We start from the raw sequence: 18,434 nt of genomic DNA on the forward strand, positions 1-18,434 counted from the left end.
GAACAACGCCTGACGTCGCTAGCGCAAACCCAGGTCAGTCAGATTCAGCGCGAACTCGAAGCTCCGCTGCTGATTGCCGGTGGCCTGGTGCGGGTCAATGCGCTAATTGGCACACAGGGGTCCGATGGTCAGCCTGCGCTGAGTCTCAGCCGTGAGCAATTGATCGGTCTGATCAAGGAAAACGTGGCCAAAAACCCGAAAATCCTTGGCACCTACATCGGCTGGGAAAAAGATGCACTGGATCACAACGATGCGGCCTGGATTGGCACCAAAGTGGTCGGCATTGACGCCAGCAACGGGCGCTTCCTGCCTTGGTGGTTCCGCAACGAGGACGGCAGCCTCGGCCTGGACAAACTGGTGGATGTGGATGACCAGAAAACCCTGTCTACCGGCGTGCGCGCCAGCGAGTACTACCTGTGCTCAAAAGAAACCAAAAAATCCTGCGTAATCGACCCGGCGCCCTACAAGGTGGGCGACAAAATCGTCATGCTCGCCTCCTTTATTGAACCGATCATGCTCAACGGCGCCTTCCAGGGCATCGTCGGCGCCGACCTGTCGGTGAACTTCATCCAGGAAATGCTCCTGAGCGCTAACCAGAAACTCTACAGCGGCGCCGGTGAAATGGCCCTGATCGGCGGTAACGGCCGGATCGTTGCCTACACCAAAGACCCGAGCAAATTCGGTGAGAAAGTCAGCGACATCCTCGACAGCCAGCAGATTGCCAACATGGCCAATCTCAAGCGTGGCGAAGTCACCTACACCGTCGACAAGGCCCAGGGCCGGATCGAGTTGTACCTGCCTTTCGGCATCGGCCAGACCGACGCCCGCTGGACCCTGATGCTGCAATTGCCGCTGAACGCGGTGATGGCTGATCTGCAAAAGCTACAGGCCGACCTGAACACCCAGCGCAAATCCGACACCTTCGGCATGGCCATGGTCGGCCTGCTGATTGCCGGTATCGGCCTGCTGGTGATCTGGCTGGTAGGCCACGGTATCGCCCGCCCACTGAAGCAAATGGTCGCCATGCTCGACGACATTGCTCAAGGCGAAGGCGACCTGACCCGTCGCCTGAGCAGCGACCGCTCTGACGAACTGGGCTCGATCGCCAAGGGTTTCAATACGTTCCTGGCCAAGTTGCAGGCAATGATCACCCAGGTAGTGACCTCAGTGCAGAGCGTCAGCGATTCATCGGAACACACCGCCGACATCGCCATTCGCACTAACACCGGCGTGCACAAGCAAATGGCCGAGATCGATCAAGTGGCCACGGCCGTGCAGGAAATGACTGCCACCGCCCAGGACGTGGCTCGCAACGCGACCCAGGCCGCGCAAGCCGCCAGCCATGCCGACCAGGCTGCCAGCCAGGGCATGGAGATCGTGCGCGACACCTCCAACTCCATCGGCGCCCTCGCCCTGGAAATCGGCCGGGCAGTCGGCGTGGTGCAAACGCTTGCCAAGGACAGCGAGAACATCAATGCGATTCTCACCGCCATTCGCGGGATTGCCGAACAGACCAACCTGCTGGCCCTGAACGCGGCCATCGAAGCGGCGCGAGCCGGTGAACAGGGTCGTGGTTTTGCGGTGGTGGCCGACGAGGTGCGCAATCTGGCGCAGAAGACCCAGAAGGCCACGGAAGAAATCCAGACCATGATTCAACAGCTGCAACAAGGCACGCGGGATGTGGTGCGGGTGATGGAGGACAGCCAGAACCGCACGGACGAAAGCGTGCAGCACGCGGCCAAAGCGGCACAAGCCCTGGAAACCATCACGCAAGCGGTGTCGGTGATCAACGACATGAACACCCAAATCGCCAGCGCCGCCGAAGAGCAAAGTGCAGTGGCCGACGACATCAATCGCAACGTGATCAATATCGGGCAAGTGGCCAATGAAGTGGCGGGCGGCGCGGATGAATCGAGTGCGGCCAGTGCGGATTTGACCAGGTTGGCCGAGCAGCAGCGGCGGTTGATCAATCAGTTCAAGGTTTAAGGTGCAGTGATCGTTCCCACGCTCTGCGTGGGAATGCCTCAACGGACGCTCCGCGTTCGGCTTTTGATTTGGGACGCGGAGCGTCCCGGGCTGCATTCCCACGCAGAGCGTGGGAACGATCATTACCCCGGGGTCAGGCACTCCGGCCCATTGAGTTTCGGATCATTGACCATGTTCGCCAGCACCCGTTCGCGCAACGCGGCGGGCTCGCTGGCCAGAAGGGCTTGCAAGGCATGTAGCGGCGTTTCGGGATCGAGCCAGGCTTGCTGCCCCGCTGCATCGAGAATCAACGGTCGGCGCTGACTGGAAGCCGGTTGAGTGATGACCGCCGTGCTCAGCCACACCTGCTCCTGCACCGGATACGCTTCCCAGATAGCCGCGAAAAACAGTGACGAGCCCTCCCCAGGCGTCAGCCAGTACGGACGTTTGCGCGTGGTGCCGCGCCATTCGTAGAAACCGTTGGCCGGCAACAGGCAGCGTCGTTCGCGCAGGGCCTGGCGAAACATCGGCTGTTCGGCAACGGTTTCGGCTCGGGCATGGGCCGGGGTGCGCGAGAGATCAGTCAGCCACGGCGGCGTCAGACCCCAGCGCGCACGCGCCAACTCGCGCTGACCATGCGCATCGGCACGCAGCATCAACACCGAATCATTGGGAGAAATGTTCCACTGGGCCTGCTGATCGGCGGGAAAGCCAGGCAGGGCCGCGAAGGCGGGGTTCCAGCGGAACAGGGCATAACGTCCACACATGGGGCAGCACAACTCTTGATCAAACGAACGGCCAGCCTAACAGACCAGCGTGCCGGGAAAGCTCTCCGGTTCATCACCCGAAAGCGGCAGCGCGGCATTGTACGCGCTGATCAGCTCGCGAGCGTATTCGGCCTGGTCATTATCCACCGCCAGGCCCAACAGGCCGAAGATTGGCAGTTCTCCTGCACCGCCCACAAGATCGCGTCCGACCAGATGCGCCTCTATGCCCTCGCTGGCGAGCATGCCTTGCAGCAACTCGCCTTCCATCAGGTTTTCCGGCTCGTAGATTCGCTGCATATACGCCCTCAATCGTTTTCACTGAAAACTTCGAGATGCCATTCTTCGCCGTGAACCTGCAAAACAAAGGTTATCGGCCGGCAGCACACCTGACAGTCTTCAATATAGGTCTGATCCCCACCGGACAGATCCACAGTGGTCTCGACTTGCTCACCACAATACGGACATTCATAAACTGCGGTTTCCAGCATCGCGGTCTCTCCCAAGGGACTTGTGCGTATAATCGCCGGTCTATTTGCAGGGCTATTTTTGTCTGGCTACTTTTTCAGACCGTGCCCCGCCGGTTTTCGATCAGAACCTTTACTTACCCTAGCCGTTTCTAACAAGAGAGCATGATGGGCGAATTCGATGCCATCCGACCTTACGACGACAGCGAAGTCCCAGCGGTGCTGGCACGACTGCTCGGCGACAAGGCATTTCTAGATATCCTCACCCACTTCCGCTTCCCGCGTTTTGCCGGTGCTTTAGGCTGGGCACTTAAACCTCTTATAGCTCATCGTCTGCGCCGTGAGTTCGCCGGCATCAATTCGGTCGCCACCTTGCAGGACAAGGTCGAGGTTTACGTCGACCACACCATCGAACGTGCCACGGACGGGGTGACCTACACCGGTGTCGAGCAGTTCAAGTCCGGCAGCGCCTATCTGTTCATCGCCAACCACCGCGACATCGTGATGGATCCGGCCTTCGTCAACTACGCCGTATACCACGCAGGTTTGCCGACCCCGCGCATCGCCATCGGCGACAACTTGCTGCAAAAGCCCTTTGTCAGCGACCTGATGCGCCTGAACAAGAGCTTTATCGTGCACCGTTCGATCACCGGACGCCGCGAGAAAATGGCGGCGTATCAATTGCTCTCGGCCTACATCAACCATTCGATCCGCAACGATTGCGCCTCGATCTGGATCGCCCAGGCCGAAGGTCGGGCAAAGGACGGCGACGACCGTACCGAGTCGGCGATTCTCAAAATGTTCCACATGAGCCGCAAGGACGAGCCATTCGGTGAAGTCATACGTTCGCTGAACCTGACCCCGGTGTCGATAAGCTACGAATACGACCCGTGCGACCAGGCCAAGGCTCGCGAACTTTACATCCGCGCCACCACCGGCACCTACACCAAGGCGCCAGGCGAGGACGATGTGAGCATCGCCAAGGGCATCACCGGCTATAAGGGCCGGGTGCACGTGAACTTTGCCGCGCCAATCACCGAGCTGTTCGAAGATACCAAGCAGTTGGCGGTCGAGATGGACAAGCAGATTCTTGGCGGGTACCGTTTGTTTCCGGTGCACTACCTGGCTTATGCACAGTGGAAAGACGCCGACCCGCAATTGCAGGTGCCAAGCGCTGCCGAGGTGTTTGCGGCTGACGAATTGGCCAAGGCCCAGGAGCAATGGCAGCAACGCCTCGATGCCTGCCCCGAGGAGCATCGCCCGTTCCTGGTGCTGCAATATGCAACGCCGGTGCGCAATCAGTATCGGGTGAAGGCGCGATTGCCGCTTTAATTCCGGATACGACAACGGCGCCTTCTGGCGCCGTTTTTTTATCAAAAGATCGAGCCTGTAGGAGCGAGCGGTGCGGCGATCCGACTTGCCCGCGAAGAACGATGACGCGGTGCAAACAGGTGAAGCGCGTTATCGTTCTTCGCGGGCAAGCCTCGCTCCTACGAACTACACCTGAGTGCTGATCCACGAAACCAGCAACGCCAGCCCCATGCAGGCAAATCCAAAACTGTAGAAAAACCGGTTCATGCGCAGTGTCGCCCAGTCCAGCGTGAGTTCTTCGCTGGGACGGCTTTGGCGTTGCGCCTGGAGACTGGCCATGGCGCGTTGTTCGCGACGACGGGCAGCATGCAGCAGCCAGCCGCCCGGGAAGGCAAAGAACAAGGCTAGCAGGTTGATCAATTTGGCGGGATGGGCGGTAAACAGCGTCATCAAATGCAGCGACATCACAAGCCTCAAACAAAACAGGTGTGGCAGACGCCGAACGGACGACCGCGGCGCGGATTCTACCGAAAGCCTCCGCGCCTGCCTCATCTTTGCGACAAATAACGAAGCATTTGACCAATGGCTGCCCTGCGTCACGGCTTCGTCATCTGAATACGCCAGTCTGTCGCCCCTCGAAACCGACAGGGACTGCGTCATGCTCCACGCCGAAAACCAGGATCGCCTCTACCTCATCAATCACAGCGAAGAACAACAAACCCTCGTCGGCAGCCTCGCCTTCAACGTTCAGGACCGCCATTGGCTGGTGTATTGCGCATTGGGCGGTCATCAGCACGCGGATTTGCCGGAAGCGGATTTGATGACGGGGGTGAGTGTGCTGGATTTTTACTCGCAAGCCGCCTGACACCAATGCCCTCCTGTAGGAGCGAGCTTGCTCGCGAAAAACGTAAAGACAACGCGTTTATTCAGATTACACGCGTCATCGTTCACGCCCATCGCGAGCAAGCTCGCTCCTACAGTCGCTCGCATTACTCGCCGAGAATCTGACCCACGGTCGGGTCCTTGAACAGGCGGGTCAACGCATCGCTCAACACGTCGCTGACCAGTTTGGTGTTGGTCTCCTGGTTCGGTGCCATGCCGAAACGCTGGTCCAGGGACGAACCGTAACGACCACTGTAACGGCGGTTGGCATTTTGTACATCGGAGCGGAACGTCGCGCCGATGGTCGCTTCGGTCACGTACATGCCCTCTTTAGGCGACTGATACTTCAGCTCGACCAGGGTCACGGTCAGTTGTGGAGCGTTCATCGCATTGTTCGTCGGGGTGAAGCCCAGCAAGCGCACGGCAGCTTCAGCCTGAGCCTGCAGCTTCGGCAGGATCTGCTGGCCCTGCACGGTAATCGCGCTGGTCTCCGGATACAGTCCACCACGGGTACCCAGGGTTGGCGACGGACGACCGTCCACCACTCGTACCACCACCGGCTGACCGTGGCCTACCGGTGCCAGTTGCGCCGTCAGCTTGGGTTCCGGGTTCAGTTGTTGCGGACTGTGGGCGCAGCCGACCAGCGTCAAGCTGGTCACAGTGATCAAACCGAACAACAGGCGTTGCAACATGCTCTTCTCTCCAGAATCAGGCACAAACAGGCCGGCAGTATAGCGGTGCGCCACTGCGGCTAACTAGCATCTCGCAGCGATGACCGAAATATCGGACAAATCCTGCAGACCGGGGTTCGATGTCACACATCCTTCACCCTCCTTTCACCTGGACGTCACGACTTGCTGACAACGTAAGCAGCAATTACCCACAAGGTCATTCCACATGCGTTTTCTCATCTCAATGTTCGCGCCACGCCCACTGCATCGTTGCTTCGCCCTGCTCGACAGCAACGGCCATTGCCAGGCATTCAAGCAGTGCAATCTCCAGCCGATGGGCGATGGCTGGGTCGAAATCGAGGAAATCCGCCTGAACTGGCTGCATCAGCCGCTGCCCGCTAGCGCCCGTGTCACCGAGCGCCAACCCCGCGCGCGCGCACGGCAACTGTTAACTACCTGACCAGACGCCTAATAAAAGTCATTAAACACGACCAATTCCCCGCGTTTCTTCGCTACAATCTCCCCCCGATTATAAGGACGTCTCCTGATCGGGCCTCGCAGCATCGTCAATGCCCTGGTATTGACACCCCGCACCGCCCACAGAGAGCCGCCCACACAGATCGAGTGAAGCTGGCGCGCTTGCTGTTCTTTCAAGCAAAACCTCCACTTTTCGCGAATCTGCAGAGCTGTCATTACGCTCGGTCACTGAGCTGTCTGCCCGTTTCCCGCCATGTATCACCTGGCGGCAAACCATCCGGGCACAGTGCCAGGCTGGGACAGCCCTTTTTTGAGGTTCACGTCTTCAAAAGAGCGTGAAAAAAACGGGTTTTCACAACTTCACAAGAGTGTGGCGAGCAAATGAATAGTTTTGCGTCTGAACATGCACCATTAGCGTCTACAACAGCCCGACGACACAGGACCGAGTACGCCTCGAATACCGGAGCCTGAAGCCTGTCCGCTACGGATTTGGTTGCACAAACGGATGTATCGACCATAAGTCGAATTGCCAGTCGCACGTTAAAATGAGTTCATGGGACTCTGATTAGGCCCGGCAGGCAGCGTCCGTCGAAGTTGCGAAAAATTGCGAAGATTCGGACATGGCGATTCTGCCATGGGTACCTGGGGCAACACAGACACGCCCCGTCACTCCTGGCAGCCATGCCGTCAATTTGGTGCTGCAGATTTTGGAGACGCGTTAAATGGCGCATAACGAAGCAGTCGACGTAGTACTGGTTGGGGCCGGCATCATGAGTGCCACCCTCGCCGTACTGCTCAAAGAGCTCGACCCCGCGATCAAGCTGGAAGTCGTCGAGCTGATGGATTCCGGTGCGGCGGAGAGTTCCAACCCGTGGAACAACGCCGGTACCGGTCACGCCGGCCTGTGCGAGCTGAACTACACGCCGCAGGCTGCCAATGGCTCCGTCGACATCAAGAAAGCCGTGCACATCAACACCCAGTTCGAGGTGTCGAAGCAGTTCTGGTCGTACCTGACCAAAAAAGGCACTTTCGGCTCGTGCAAGACCTTCATCAGCCCGGTGCCGCACCTGAGCTTCGTGCAGAGCGACAGTGGCGTTTCCTTTCTCAAGGAACGCTTCAAGACGCTGAGCAAGCATCATGCCTTCTCGGACATGGAATACACCGAAGACAAGGCCACCATGGCCGAGTGGATGCCGCTGATGATGCCGGGCCGTCCAGCTGACGAAGTCGTCGCTGCGACCCGCGTGATCAACGGCACCGACGTCAACTTCGGCGCCCTGACCAACCAGTTGCTCAAGCACCTGACCAGTGCACCCGATGCCCAGGTCAAGTACTGCAAGCGCGTGACCGGCCTGAAACGTAACAACGGCGGCTGGACCGTCAGCATCAAGGACGTTAATAGCGGCAACACCCGCGATGTCGACGCCAAATTCGTCTTCCTCGGCGCTGGCGGTGCGGCATTGCCGCTGTTGCAAGCTTCGGGCATCGAAGAGAGCAAAGGCTTCGGCGGCTTCCCGATCAGTGGTCAGTGGCTGCGTTGCGACAACCCTGAAGTGGTCAAGCATCACCAGGCCAAGGTGTACAGCCAGGCTGCCGTCGGTTCGCCGCCGATGTCCGTGCCGCACCTGGACACCCGCGTCGTCGATGGCAAGAAATCCCTGCTGTTCGGACCGTATGCCGGTTTCACCACCAAGTTCCTCAAGCACGGCTCCTTCATGGACCTGCCGATGTCGGTTCGCGCCGGCAACATCGGGCCGATGCTGGCCGTGGCGAAAAACAACATGGACTTGACCAAGTACCTGGTCAGCGAAGTGATGCAATCGATGGAGCAGCGCCTGGATTCCCTGCGTCGCTTCTATCCGCAAGCGAAAGCCGAAGACTGGCGCCTGGAAGTGGCCGGCCAACGCGTACAGATCATCAAGAAAGACCCGAAAAAAGGTGGTGTACTGCAGTTCGGTACCGAACTGGTTGCATCCAAAGACGGTTCCCTTGCCGCCCTTCTCGGTGCTTCGCCAGGTGCATCGGTGACCGTTTCGATCATGCTGGAACTGATCGAAAAATGCTTCCCGAGCAAGGCCAAAGGCGAATGGGCTGCCAAACTGGCGGAAATCTTCCCGGCCCGGGAAAAAGTCCTGGAAACCGACGCTGCGCTGTATCGCAAGATCAACGCGCAGAACAACGTCGCGCTGGAACTGGTTGAAGCAAGCAGCGAAACCGAAAGCTACGCTTGATTTAGCCGCATAAAAAACGCCCCGTCCTCATTGAGGGCGGGGCGTTTTTTTTGGCCGGCGAAACAGTCAGCCCTTAGATATCCGGTGTAACTTACACCGCTTTCGCGAGCAAGCCCGCTCCCACATTAGACCGCGATCCAATGTGGGAGCGGGCTTGCTCGCGAAGGGGCCGGCACGAACACAAAACAAGTCGGACCAACAACCGCTGTGTGTTAACCGCGAGCCTTTTCGATCAGCTCGATGTATTCCGGTGCGTTGCGCTGATCCTTGATCAGAGCAACGAAGTCATTGCCGTGCTCATCCTTGCCGTTCACATCGAAACCGGCCTCGACGAAGAAGGTCAGAAAACGTTCGAAGTCGTCGATACGCAAGCCACGGTAGGCCTTGATCAGTTTGTGCAACGAAGGCGAAGTGGCGTCGACCGGTTCGAAATCGAGGAACAACTTGATCTGCTCATCGCCGATTTCGTCACCAATCACTTGTTTCTTATCTTTACGCATTGCCGACTCCAGCTCGCAGACATTTCACGGGGCAGGCAGTTTACCCCTGCCCGGGCCCGGCACTCAACGCGGACGAACGCTGCCGGTGTGCAGATCGGCCCAGACATGACCGTTGGCGTAACTCAGGAACTGGCAATACACCGTGTCATTGCGCAACAAATCGATCACCACCCGGTACTGAGCCAAGGGGTAATAAAGCGTCAGGGTTTTGTCCTGGTCGTCGTAAACAGGTTTTTTCATGCTTTTGCTTTCGCCATCAAAGTTGACCAGCACCTGACTGATGGTCGCGCCCTTGTTCAGGGACTTGCCTTTGAGGCGAATCGACAATGGCGAAGTGACCGGGATCGGCTGCTGGTTGGACTGACGCTGACTGCCGACCACCACCGAGTACTCAGTGACCTGCAACAGCTGCTGCTGCTCGGGCTCCGCGTCACGCAGTGTCAGGTCATCCGGGGGCAGGAACTGTGCGTGCATCGGCGCCGGGGCGGCGGCCAGGGGTAGGCTAAGGGTCAGCAACAGGGCGGCGCAGCTGCGGATCAACAGGCTCATGACAGGCTCCGGAATCGGGGCCGGGCACTTTAGCAGCCATCAGGTACTTGTAGGAGCCGGCTTGCTGGCGAAAAAGACGACGCGGTGCGTCAGAAACACCGTCTTCGCGGGCAAGCCTCGCTCCTACAGGTGATCCGCTTCAATCGAACTGCGAGCGCATCCACGCTTGATACTCGGCAACACCGGGCTCGCCTTCGCGGGGAGCCCAATGTGCGAGTTCGCCTTCACCGACAGGCCGATACGGACCCGCCTTGCATTCGAACATCAGACTGTCAGCTTCCAGCACCACGAGGCCATGGAACACACCGCCCGGCAAATCCACACCGATGCAATCGCCGCAGGCCTGCAGAACTTGCTTGCGCACCACAGTGCCGGACTCATCGAAGATCAATACGCCAAGCCGGCCCTTGAGCACCAACAAGGTTTCTGCCTTGTTGTCGCCCAGGTGTCGGTGAGGCGGGATATACGTTGAAGGCTGCAAACCCACCGCCATGCGATGGCACGCCTCTTCCATCTGGTGGAAGTTGTGGTGTTGACGCCCACGAGGATTAGCCGCCGCTTTCTCGGCCAACTCGGTGAACAGGGTCTGATCAAGAAAGCGAGGCGTAGTCATGTTTTACATTCCTTTAACAGCAAAAATCCCGTTGGCGTTGCGCCAGTAGCCTTTGTAGTCCATGCCGTAACCGAAGATGTAACGGTCGATGCACGGCAATCCGACGAAATCGGCTTTCAGGTCCGGGCGCGCCTTGCGGTCGTGATCCTTGTCAATCAGCACGGCAGTGTGCACTTTGCGCGCGCCGGCGTGTTTGCAGAAGTCGATGATCGCGCCCAGGGTGTGACCTTCATCAAGGATGTCGTCGATGATCAGCACGTCACGGTCGATGAACGACACTTCCGGCTTGGCTTTCCAGAACAGCTCGCCGCCGCTCGTTTCGTTGCGATAGCGCGTGGCGTGCAGGTAGGACGCTTCCAGCGGGAATTGCAGGTGGGTGAGCAGCTTGCCGGCGAAAATCAGGCCACCGTTCATCACACAAAACACCACCGGGTTGCTGTCCGCCAGTTCTTCGTTGATGTGTGCACCGACGCGGGCGATAGCCGCCTCGACTTCAGCTTCGGTGTACAGGCAGTCAGCCTCTCGCATGATTTGACGGATATGCTCGAGATCAGCGGACATGGCGCTCTCCAAGGGGGCTTGAGGGGGAGGGACAGTTTCGGAAAAGCGGGCAAAGGTACGCATCAAGTGAGGCCAGATCAAGCGTTTGTGGACTAACGTACTCTATGTCTATAGGACAACACCCTCGGATAGATTAATCTAGGCCGGTTTTTTTGCCCGCCGCCGGAGCCTTTCCCATGCCCATCCTCGAGATCCGCCATCCGCTGATCCGCCACAAACTTGGCCTTATGCGCCGCGCAGACATCAGCACCAAGAATTTCCGTGAGCTCGCTCAGGAAGTCGGCGCCCTGCTGACCTATGAAGCCACCAAAGACCTGCCGCTGGAAAGCTACGATATCGAGGGATGGTGCGGCACCGTCTCGGTCGAGAAAATCGCCGGCAAGAAGATTACTGTGGTGCCAATCCTGCGCGCCGGTATCGGCATGCTCGAAGGCGTGCTGAGCCTGATCCCGGGTGCCAAAGTCAGTGCCGTGGGCGTGGCCCGCAACGAGGAAACCCTCGAAGCCCACACTTACCTCGAGAAACTGGTGCCGGAAATCGACGAGCGCCTGGCGATGATCATCGACCCGATGCTCGCCACCGGCGGTTCGATGGTCGCCACCATCGACCTGTTGAAGAAAGCCGGCTGCAAGGATATCCGCGCCATGGTGCTGGTCGCCGCGCCGGAAGGCATCGCCGTGGTCGAGAAAGCTCACCCGGACGTGACCATCTACACCGCTTCGATCGATCAAAAGCTCAACGAACACGGTTACATCATCCCGGGCCTGGGCGATGCCGGTGACAAGATCTTCGGCACCAAGCAGAAGGACGCGTGACCATGCAGGATGAGTTCAACGATCCGCTCTGGCGCACGGTGCTGTCTGGCGCACAGATGCTGTTCGTGGCCTTCGGCGCCCTGGTGTTGATGCCGTTGATTACCGGTCTTGACCCGAACGTGGCGCTGTTTACCGCTGGCTTGGGGACGATTTTGTTCCAGATCGTCACCGGGCGTCAGGTGCCGGTGTTCCTGGCGTCGAGCTTTGCTTTCATCACCCCGATCATTCTCGCCAAGGGCCAGTTCGGCCTGGCCGCGACCATGGGCGGTGTGATGGCAGCCGGTTTCGTCTACACCTTCCTCGGCCTTGCCGTGAAGATCAAAGGCACCGGTTTCATCGACCGCCTGCTGCCCCCCGTGGTGATTGGTCCGGTGATCATCTCCATCGGCCTGGCCATGGCGCCGATTGCCGCCAACATGGCGATGGGCAAGGCTGGCGATGGTACCGAGCTGATTCATTACCAGACGGCGATGCTGATCTCGATGCCAGCGTTGCTGACCACCCTGATCGTCGCGGTGTTCGGCAAGGGTATTTTCCGCCTTGTACCCATCATCTCCGGCGTGCTGGTGGGTTTTGCCATGGCGTTTTACTTCGGTGTGGTCGATACGGCGAAGATTGCCGCTGCACCGTGGTTCGCCATTCCTCACTTCACCGCGCCAGAATTCAACTGGCAGGCGATTCTGTTCATCGTTCCGGTCGCCCTGGCCCCGGCCATCGAACACATCGGTGGCGTGATTGCCGTGGGTAGCGTGACCGGTCGCGATTATCTGAAGAAACCGGCCTGCATCGCACGTTGCTGGGCGATGGCATTGCCACCACCGCAGCCGGCCTGTTCGGCGGTCCGCCCAACACCACCTACGCCGAAGTGACCGGTGCGGTGATGCTGACCAAGAACTACAACCCGAAAATCATGACCTGGGCGGCGATCTTCGCCATCAGCCTGGCGTTCATCGGCAAATTCGGCGCGCTGTTGCAAAGCATTCCGGTGCCGGTGATGGGCGGGATTCTTTGCCTGTTGTTCGGTTCGATCGCGGCGGTAGGCATGAACACGCTGATTCGCCACAAGATCGATCTGGGTGAAGCGCGCAATCTGGTGATCGTTTCGGTGACCCTGGTGTTCGGCATTGGCGGCGTACTGGTCGGCACCGGCACCGGCCCGGATGACTTTGGCCTCAAAGGCATCGCGCTGTGCGCGGTGGTGGCGATTGCGCTGAACCTGATCCTGCCGGGCAATGACAGCTGGAAGCACAAGAAACGGGATGAGCCGCTGATCTAAGCCATAGATTTTTATTGCTGCTGAAGACGCCTTCGCCGGCAAGCCGGCTCCTACAGGTCTGTGTTACCACGCAAACTTGTAGGAGCCGGCTTGCCGGCGAAGCTTTTAGAGGGCCAAGGGCGCTCGTTCACACAAAGCATTCAACGCCTTCGCCCACTGCGGATCATCATTCAGGCACGGCACCAGCACCAACTCCTCCCCTCCCGCTTCGCGGAACTGCTCCAGTCCGCGATCACCGATTTCCTCCAGCGTCTCGATGCAATCGGCGACGAATGCCGGGCACATCACTAGCACTTTCTTCACGCCACTTTTGGCCAGTTCATCGAGGCGCGCTTCGGTGTAGGGTTCGATCCATTTCGCACGGCCCAGACGCGACTGGAACGACACCGACCACTTGCTGTCCGGCAAGCCCATGCGCTTGGCAAACTCCTTTGCGGTGCGCAGGCATTGGCCGCGATAACAGGTGGCAACCACTTCCGGCGGCGCGCCGGCACAGCAATCACCGCCACCTTCGAAGCTGTGGCCAGGGTTGAGTTTCTTCAGGTGTCGCTCCGGCAATCCGTGGAAGCTCAGCAACAGGTGATCATAATCCTGCTGCAGATAAGGCTTGGCCGTGGCCACCAGGGCATTGAGGTATTCCGGCTGATCGTAGAACGGCTGGAGCACCGACAGTTGAACGTCGAGCTTCTTCTCGCGCAGCACACGCTTGGCTTCCTCGATCACCGTTGTCGTGGTGCTATCGGCGAATTGTGGATAGAGCGGCGCCAGGGTGATCCGCTTGTGGCCCTGGGCTGTCAGGCGCAGCAGTGCCGTTTCAATCGACGGTTCGCCGTAACGCATCGCCAGTTCGACCGGCCCGTGATGCCATTGGGCAGTCATGGCCTGTTGCAGGCGCCGACTGAGCACCACCAGTGGCGAGCCCTCCTCCCACCAGATCGAGGCATAGGCATGGGCCGACTGCTCGGGACGCTTGATCAGGATCAACGACACCAATAGACGTCGCACCGGCCAAGGCAGGTCAATCACGTACGGGTCCATCAGAAACTGATTGAGGTAGCTGCGCACATCCGCCACCGAAGTGGAGGCAGGTGAGCCCAGGTTGACCAGTAGCAACGCGTGATCGGTCATGCAACGTCCTATTTCAGAGGCGGCTGGACAGATCGTCCAGGGCCGCGCGCAAATCGGTGAACTGGAAAGTGAAACCCGCTTTGAGCAAGCGCGCCGGCATGGCCCGCTGGCCACCCAGCAACAACAACGACAACTCGCCCAGACCGACCTTCAACGCAAAGGCCGGCATCGGCATGAACGCCGGGCGGTGCAGCACGCTGCCCAGGGTTTTGGCAAACTCGCAATTGCGCACCGGCTTCGGTGCGCTGGCATTATATGGACCGCTGGCTTCATTGCGCTGCAGAAGAAAATCAATCAGGGCGATTTGATCGTTGATATGGATCCACGGCATCCATTGCCGACCATTGCCGATCGGCCCGCCCAGCCCCAGCTTGAACGGCAGTAACAGCCGCGACAAAAAGCCGCCCTCGGCAGACAACACCAACCCGGTGCGGATGAGGATCACACGAATTCCCAACGCTTCGGCGCGCAGCGCCGTTTCTTCCCAGGCGATACACAACTGGCTGGCGAAATCTTCGTTGACCGGTGGCGAGTCCTCGGTGAGTTCACGCTCGCCGCCATCCCCGTACCATCCGACCGCGGAGCCGGAAATCAAGACCTGCGGTTTCTGCTCACGACTTTCGAGCCAGGCCAACAGGGTTTCAGTCAGTGCGATGCGGCTGCTCCACAACAATGCTTTGCGCTTGTGAGTCCACGGGCGGTCGGCGATTGGTGCACCGGCAAGATTGACGATGGCATCCACTGGCTCCTGCCCCACGTCCTCCAGTCGAGCGATCCCACGCACCTGAGCACCACAGATTTTGGCAACTTTTTCAGGCGTGCGACTCCAGACCGTCAGGTGATGACCCTGACTCAACCAGAGTCGACAGAGCTGACGTCCTATCAAACCAGTACCGCCGGTCAGCAATATGTGCATGACTTCTTCCTCGCGTGGCGTTTTACCCTGATCACTAGTCTATTTTTATAAGCAAGGGATCTTTGATATCGGGCAGGCTCTGTGTTTAACAATAGGCCAAGCTGTCAGAACGAGAACGCTGAAAGTTATACCAAACAACAATATTGTACAGGTTTCAACCCCGGCGTAGTCTGTACAGAAAGGTAAACGAGGCCCTTATGACTGTACCTATCGCAATCGTCGGCACCGGCATCGCCGGTCTCTCAGCCGCACAAGCCCTGACAGACGCAGGGCATGTCGTGCAACTTTTCGATAAAGCCGCGGCAGTGGCGGACGCATGTCGAGCAAGCGCAGCGATGCTGGCGCACTGGACATGGGCGCGCAATATTTCACTGCCCGCGACCGCCGCTTCGTCACTGAAGTCCAGCGCTGGCAAGCCAACGGTTGGGTCGCCGAATGGACGCCACAGCTGTACACCTACTATGGCGGCCAGCTCAATCTGTCCCCAGACGAACAGACGCGCTGGGTCGGCACGCCACGCATGAGCGCCATCACCCGCGCCTTACTCGGTGGCCTCGAAGTGCATTTCGCCTGCCGGATCACCGAGGTCTATCGCGGTGAAGAACACTGGCACCTGCAGGACGCTGAAGGCTTTACCCACGGTCCGTTCAGTCACGTGGTGATCGCCACGCCGGCCCCGCAAGCTACCGCGTTGCTGGCTTCTGCGCCGAAGCTCGCCGGTGCCGCCGCCGGGGTGAAAATGGACCCTACCTGGGCTGTCGCACTGGCGTTCGAAGCCCACTGGATACCCCCATGGAAGGTTGTTTCGTGCAAGACAGCCCACTCGACTGGCTGGCGCGCAACCGCAGCAAACCCGGGCGCGACAACACGCTCGACACTTGGGTACTGCATGCGACCAGCGCCTGGACCCGTCAGCACATCGACCTGCCAAAAGAAGCGGTGATCGAACAGTTGCACGGTGCCTTCGCCGAGCTGCTGCACAGTGCCATGCCCCCGCCAACCTTCAGCCTGGCCCATCGTTGGCTCTATGCCCGCCCGCCAGCAGCCATGAATGGGGCACTCTGGCCGATGCCGATCTGGGCCTGTATGCGTGTGGCGACTGGTGCCTGTCGGGGCGCGTCGAAGGTGCCTGGCTCAGCGGTCAGGAAGCCGCCCGCCGCCTGCATGAGCACTTGCAGTGAACTGCTGTAGGAGCGAGCTTGCTCGCGAAGGTTGCCAACGATAACGCGTTAAGCCTGAGACCCCTCGGCATCTCAGGTTTATCGCGAGCAAGCTCGCTCCTACGGGGCATTTGTAAAACCTGTACAAAAAATTTGACTTGTACACCTTTGAATCTATGATGACTTAAGTTGTACAGATTTTTAATCTGTACAGTTTTTTTCGATTCCGAGGTGCTCCGATGCTCCTGTCCGCCGCCAAACCGAAAATCGCCATCAGCGCCTGCCTGATGGGTGCCGAGGTGCGCTACAACGGCGGACACAAGGCATCACGACTGTGCAACCGCATCCTCACCGATTACTTCGATTTCGTGCCGATCTGCCCGGAAGTCGCCATCGGCCTTGGCATCCCTCGCGAGCCGATCCGGCTAGTGGGTAATCCGGATCAGCCCGAAGCCGTCGGAACGGTTGATCGCCAGCTCAACGTCACCCGCCAACTGGCCAGGTACGGTCAACAAATGGCGACGGAGCTGAACGATATCTGTGGCTACATCTTCATGCAGAAGTCCCGTCATGCGGCCTGGAACGGGTCAAGGTCTACCACGCCAACGGCGCACCGCTGGACGGCGGCGGCCAAGGCATCTATGCCCAGGCGTTCTGCGCGCTGCATCCTGACTTGCCGGTGGAAGAGGACGGCCGGCTCAACGACCCGGTGTTGCGAGAAAACTTCCTCACTCGCGTATTCGCCTACAGCGCCTGGCAGCAACTGCTACAAGAAGGCCTAAGCCGGCGCGGCCTCACGAACTTTCATTCGCGCTACAAGTACCTGCTGATGGCCCACAACCCGGTGCAATACAAAACCCTGGGTAACCTGCTGGGCAACATGGGCCACAGCGATCCACAGGAACTCGGCCCGCGCTACTTCAGCGAACTGATGGCTGCCCTGAAAAAATGCGCCACGCGCCGCACTCACACCAATGTCTTGCAGCACCTCAGTGGCTATCTCAAAAGGGCGATCAGCGCCGAGGACAAACAGGAAGTGCAGCACGTCATCGGCCAGTATCGCCACGGCATCGTGCCACTGGTGGTGCCGCTGACGCTGCTCAAGCATCACTTTCGCCAACACCCGGATCCATACATTGCGCAGCAGGTTTACCTGCAACCGCACCCGGAAAATCTCAGTTTGCGAAACGCCATCTGATGAAAGCCTCACTCGATAACAGCGCCAGCGATGGCCAGGGATCGGACTTCAAGAAAGCCCTCGACGAAGGCTGGCTGCCGATACGTGAAGTGGCCCGACAGACCGGCGTCAACGCCATCACGTTGCGCGCCTGGGAACGGCGCTATGGCTTGATCGTGCCGCAACGCACGCCCAAGGGACATCGGCTGTTCTCTGCCGAGCATGTACAACGCATCTTGACGATCCTGACCTGGCTCAATCGCGGCGTTGCCGTCAGCCAGGTCAAGCATTTGCTTGACACCCCGCAGGCCTTTGACGAATCCGTGGAAAACGATTGGCAACTGTTGCGCCAGACATTGCTGCGTGCGGTCACGCGACTTACCGAGCGTACGCTGGACGACACCGTCAATCAGGCCATGGCGCTGTACCCACCGCGAATCTTGTGCCAACACCTGCTGATGCCATTGCTGGCAGAACTGGAACAACGCTGGCAGAGCCAGTTCGGCGCACAGATGGAGCGCGTGTTTTTTTATTCCTGGCTACGCAGCAAATTCGGCGCGCGCATCTACCATAACAACCGTCAGCTAAACACCACGCCACTGCTGTTGATCAACCACTCGGACCTGCCACTGGAGCCTCACCTGTGGCTTACCGCGTGGCTGATCAGCAGCGCGGATTGCCCGGTGGAGGTGTTCGACTGGCCGCTGCCCGCCGGCGAACTGGCGCTGGCAGTCGATTATCTGCAACCCCGGGGCGTACTGCTGTATTCCAGCAATGCCATAAACCTTTCGCAGCTGACGAAACTTTTGAATGGCGTCAGCTGCCCAAAAATAATCGTCGGACCAACGGTGCGCATCCACCACACTGAATTGTCCGAAAGAACGCTCGTCATCACTGACTTGTACCTGGCTGAAGACCCGTTGCTGGCACATCAGGCGCTCGTTCAGCGCGGGCTAATTTAATGGATACCA

The 18,434-nt window shown here is 59.1% G+C and carries 18 protein-coding genes and 4 pseudogenes; 11 read left to right on the forward strand and 11 right to left on the reverse strand.

The window, feature by feature from the left end:
• Positions 1 to 933: 933 nt before the first annotated feature.
• Both CES87_RS34205 and CES87_RS34210 read left to right on the forward strand, forming a co-directional pair.
• Positions 934 to 1,131 (forward strand): annotated as a pseudogene (locus CES87_RS34205) (HAMP domain-containing protein); the annotation flags it as partial.
• Positions 1,132 to 1,242: 111 nt separating this feature from the next.
• A complete protein-coding gene (locus CES87_RS34210) occupies positions 1,243 to 1,986 on the forward strand; it encodes a methyl-accepting chemotaxis protein (protein ID WP_371858193.1) in 744 nt (247 codons plus the stop codon).
• 122 nt (positions 1,987 to 2,108) lie between these two features.
• Here the strand turns inward: CES87_RS34210 and CES87_RS08685 are convergent, their stop codons facing one another.
• From CES87_RS08685 to CES87_RS08695, 3 genes are read right to left on the reverse strand one after another with little or no spacing between them, the layout of a single operon-like run.
• Complete coding sequence (locus CES87_RS08685) at positions 2,109 to 2,732, reverse strand: SOS response-associated peptidase (RefSeq protein ID WP_128605817.1); 624 nt, start codon at positions 2,730 to 2,732, stop codon at positions 2,109 to 2,111.
• 36 nt (positions 2,733 to 2,768) lie between these two features.
• Positions 2,769 to 3,029, reverse strand: a complete 261-nt coding sequence (locus CES87_RS08690) for a putative signal transducing protein (RefSeq protein WP_128605818.1) — start codon at positions 3,027 to 3,029, stop codon at positions 2,769 to 2,771.
• Positions 3,030 to 3,037: 8 nt separating this feature from the next.
• Positions 3,038 to 3,220 carry a CPXCG motif-containing cysteine-rich protein gene (locus tag CES87_RS08695; protein WP_128605819.1) on the reverse strand — a complete coding sequence of 61 codons (183 nt, stop codon included), beginning with the start codon at positions 3,218 to 3,220 and terminating at the stop codon, positions 3,038 to 3,040.
• Positions 3,221 to 3,361: 141 nt separating this feature from the next.
• Here CES87_RS08695 and CES87_RS08700 point away from each other — a divergent pair, with 141 nt between their 5' ends.
• Complete coding sequence (locus CES87_RS08700) at positions 3,362 to 4,528, forward strand: 1-acyl-sn-glycerol-3-phosphate acyltransferase (protein WP_128605820.1); 1,167 nt, start codon at positions 3,362 to 3,364, stop codon at positions 4,526 to 4,528.
• Positions 4,529 to 4,693: 165 nt separating this feature from the next.
• Here CES87_RS08700 and CES87_RS08705 read toward each other — a convergent pair whose 3' ends face one another.
• Positions 4,694 to 4,972, reverse strand: a complete 279-nt coding sequence (locus tag CES87_RS08705; protein ID WP_128605821.1) for a hypothetical protein — start codon at positions 4,970 to 4,972, stop codon at positions 4,694 to 4,696.
• 193 nt (positions 4,973 to 5,165) lie between these two features.
• On the opposite strand from CES87_RS08705, the gene CES87_RS08710 reads away from it, so the two are divergent.
• The gene (locus CES87_RS08710; RefSeq protein WP_128605822.1) at positions 5,166 to 5,372 is read left to right on the forward strand and encodes a hypothetical protein; all 207 of its coding nucleotides are present in this window, start codon (positions 5,166 to 5,168) and stop codon (positions 5,370 to 5,372) included.
• A 124-nt stretch (positions 5,373 to 5,496) separates the two neighbouring features.
• On the opposite strand, the gene CES87_RS08715 is transcribed toward CES87_RS08710, so the two are convergent.
• Positions 5,497 to 6,081 carry a YajG family lipoprotein gene (locus CES87_RS08715; RefSeq protein ID WP_128605823.1) on the reverse strand — a complete coding sequence of 195 codons (585 nt, stop codon included), beginning with the start codon at positions 6,079 to 6,081 and terminating at the stop codon, positions 5,497 to 5,499.
• Between the two features lie 205 nt (positions 6,082 to 6,286).
• On the opposite strand from CES87_RS08715, the gene CES87_RS08720 reads away from it, so the two are divergent.
• Both CES87_RS08720 and mqo read left to right on the forward strand, forming a co-directional pair.
• Entirely contained in the window at positions 6,287 to 6,520 is a 234-nt protein-coding gene (locus CES87_RS08720) for a hypothetical protein (RefSeq protein ID WP_128605824.1), read from the forward strand.
• Positions 6,521 to 7,259: 739 nt separating this feature from the next.
• Positions 7,260 to 8,768, forward strand: coding sequence for a malate dehydrogenase (quinone) (gene mqo, locus CES87_RS08725; RefSeq protein ID WP_128605825.1), 1,509 nt, complete (start codon positions 7,260 to 7,262; stop codon positions 8,766 to 8,768).
• Between the two features lie 212 nt (positions 8,769 to 8,980).
• On the opposite strand, the gene CES87_RS08730 is transcribed toward mqo, so the two are convergent.
• The 4 genes from CES87_RS08730 to CES87_RS08745 all read right to left on the reverse strand — a co-directional run bounded on the left by CES87_RS08730 (position 8,981) and on the right by CES87_RS08745 (position 10,991).
• On the reverse strand, positions 8,981 to 9,268 hold the full coding sequence (locus CES87_RS08730) for a PA4642 family protein (RefSeq protein WP_034149570.1): 288 nt from the start codon (positions 9,266 to 9,268) through the stop codon (positions 8,981 to 8,983).
• 63 nt (positions 9,269 to 9,331) lie between these two features.
• A complete protein-coding gene (locus CES87_RS08735; protein WP_128605826.1) occupies positions 9,332 to 9,817 on the reverse strand; it encodes a hypothetical protein in 486 nt (161 codons plus the stop codon).
• 139 nt (positions 9,818 to 9,956) lie between these two features.
• On the reverse strand, positions 9,957 to 10,430 hold the full coding sequence (locus tag CES87_RS08740; RefSeq protein ID WP_128605827.1) for a WbuC family cupin fold metalloprotein: 474 nt from the start codon (positions 10,428 to 10,430) through the stop codon (positions 9,957 to 9,959).
• A 3-nt stretch (positions 10,431 to 10,433) separates the two neighbouring features.
• A complete protein-coding gene (locus CES87_RS08745; RefSeq protein ID WP_056853257.1) occupies positions 10,434 to 10,991 on the reverse strand; it encodes a hypoxanthine-guanine phosphoribosyltransferase in 558 nt (185 codons plus the stop codon).
• Between the two features lie 176 nt (positions 10,992 to 11,167).
• Here CES87_RS08745 and upp point away from each other — a divergent pair, with 176 nt between their 5' ends.
• Both upp and CES87_RS08755 read left to right on the forward strand, forming a co-directional pair.
• Positions 11,168 to 11,806 (forward strand): uracil phosphoribosyltransferase, encoded by a 639-nt coding sequence (gene upp, locus CES87_RS08750; RefSeq protein ID WP_008045998.1) that lies wholly within the window; start codon positions 11,168 to 11,170, stop codon positions 11,804 to 11,806.
• A gap of 89 nt (positions 11,807 to 11,895) precedes the next feature.
• Positions 11,896 to 13,082, forward strand: a pseudogene (locus tag CES87_RS08755) (uracil-xanthine permease family protein).
• 105 nt (positions 13,083 to 13,187) lie between these two features.
• Here CES87_RS08755 and hemH read toward each other — a convergent pair.
• Together hemH and CES87_RS08765 are read right to left on the reverse strand one after the other, a co-directional pair.
• Positions 13,188 to 14,210, reverse strand: coding sequence for a ferrochelatase (gene hemH / locus CES87_RS08760; RefSeq protein WP_128605828.1), 1,023 nt, complete (start codon positions 14,208 to 14,210; stop codon positions 13,188 to 13,190).
• Positions 14,211 to 14,223: 13 nt separating this feature from the next.
• Positions 14,224 to 15,126 carry a TIGR01777 family oxidoreductase gene (locus CES87_RS08765; protein WP_128605829.1) on the reverse strand — a complete coding sequence of 301 codons (903 nt, stop codon included), beginning with the start codon at positions 15,124 to 15,126 and terminating at the stop codon, positions 14,224 to 14,226.
• A gap of 197 nt (positions 15,127 to 15,323) precedes the next feature.
• On the opposite strand from CES87_RS08765, the pseudogene CES87_RS08770 reads away from it, so the two are divergent.
• The 3 genes and pseudogenes from CES87_RS08770 to CES87_RS08780 all read left to right on the forward strand — a co-directional run bounded on the left by CES87_RS08770 (position 15,324) and on the right by CES87_RS08780 (position 18,425).
• Positions 15,324 to 16,307: pseudogene (locus CES87_RS08770) on the forward strand (NAD(P)/FAD-dependent oxidoreductase).
• Between the two features lie 218 nt (positions 16,308 to 16,525).
• A pseudogene (locus CES87_RS08775) lies at positions 16,526 to 17,484 on the forward strand (YbgA family protein).
• A complete protein-coding gene (locus CES87_RS08780; protein WP_128605830.1) occupies positions 17,484 to 18,425 on the forward strand; it encodes a MerR family transcriptional regulator in 942 nt (313 codons plus the stop codon). Before CES87_RS08775 ends, CES87_RS08780 begins: the two are co-directional and overlap by 1 nt.
• Positions 18,426 to 18,434 lie beyond the last annotated feature (9 nt).

The sequence above is a fragment of the Pseudomonas sp. ERMR1:02 genome (assembly GCF_002277815.1).
Taxonomy (GTDB): Bacteria; Pseudomonadota; Gammaproteobacteria; order Pseudomonadales; family Pseudomonadaceae; genus Aquipseudomonas.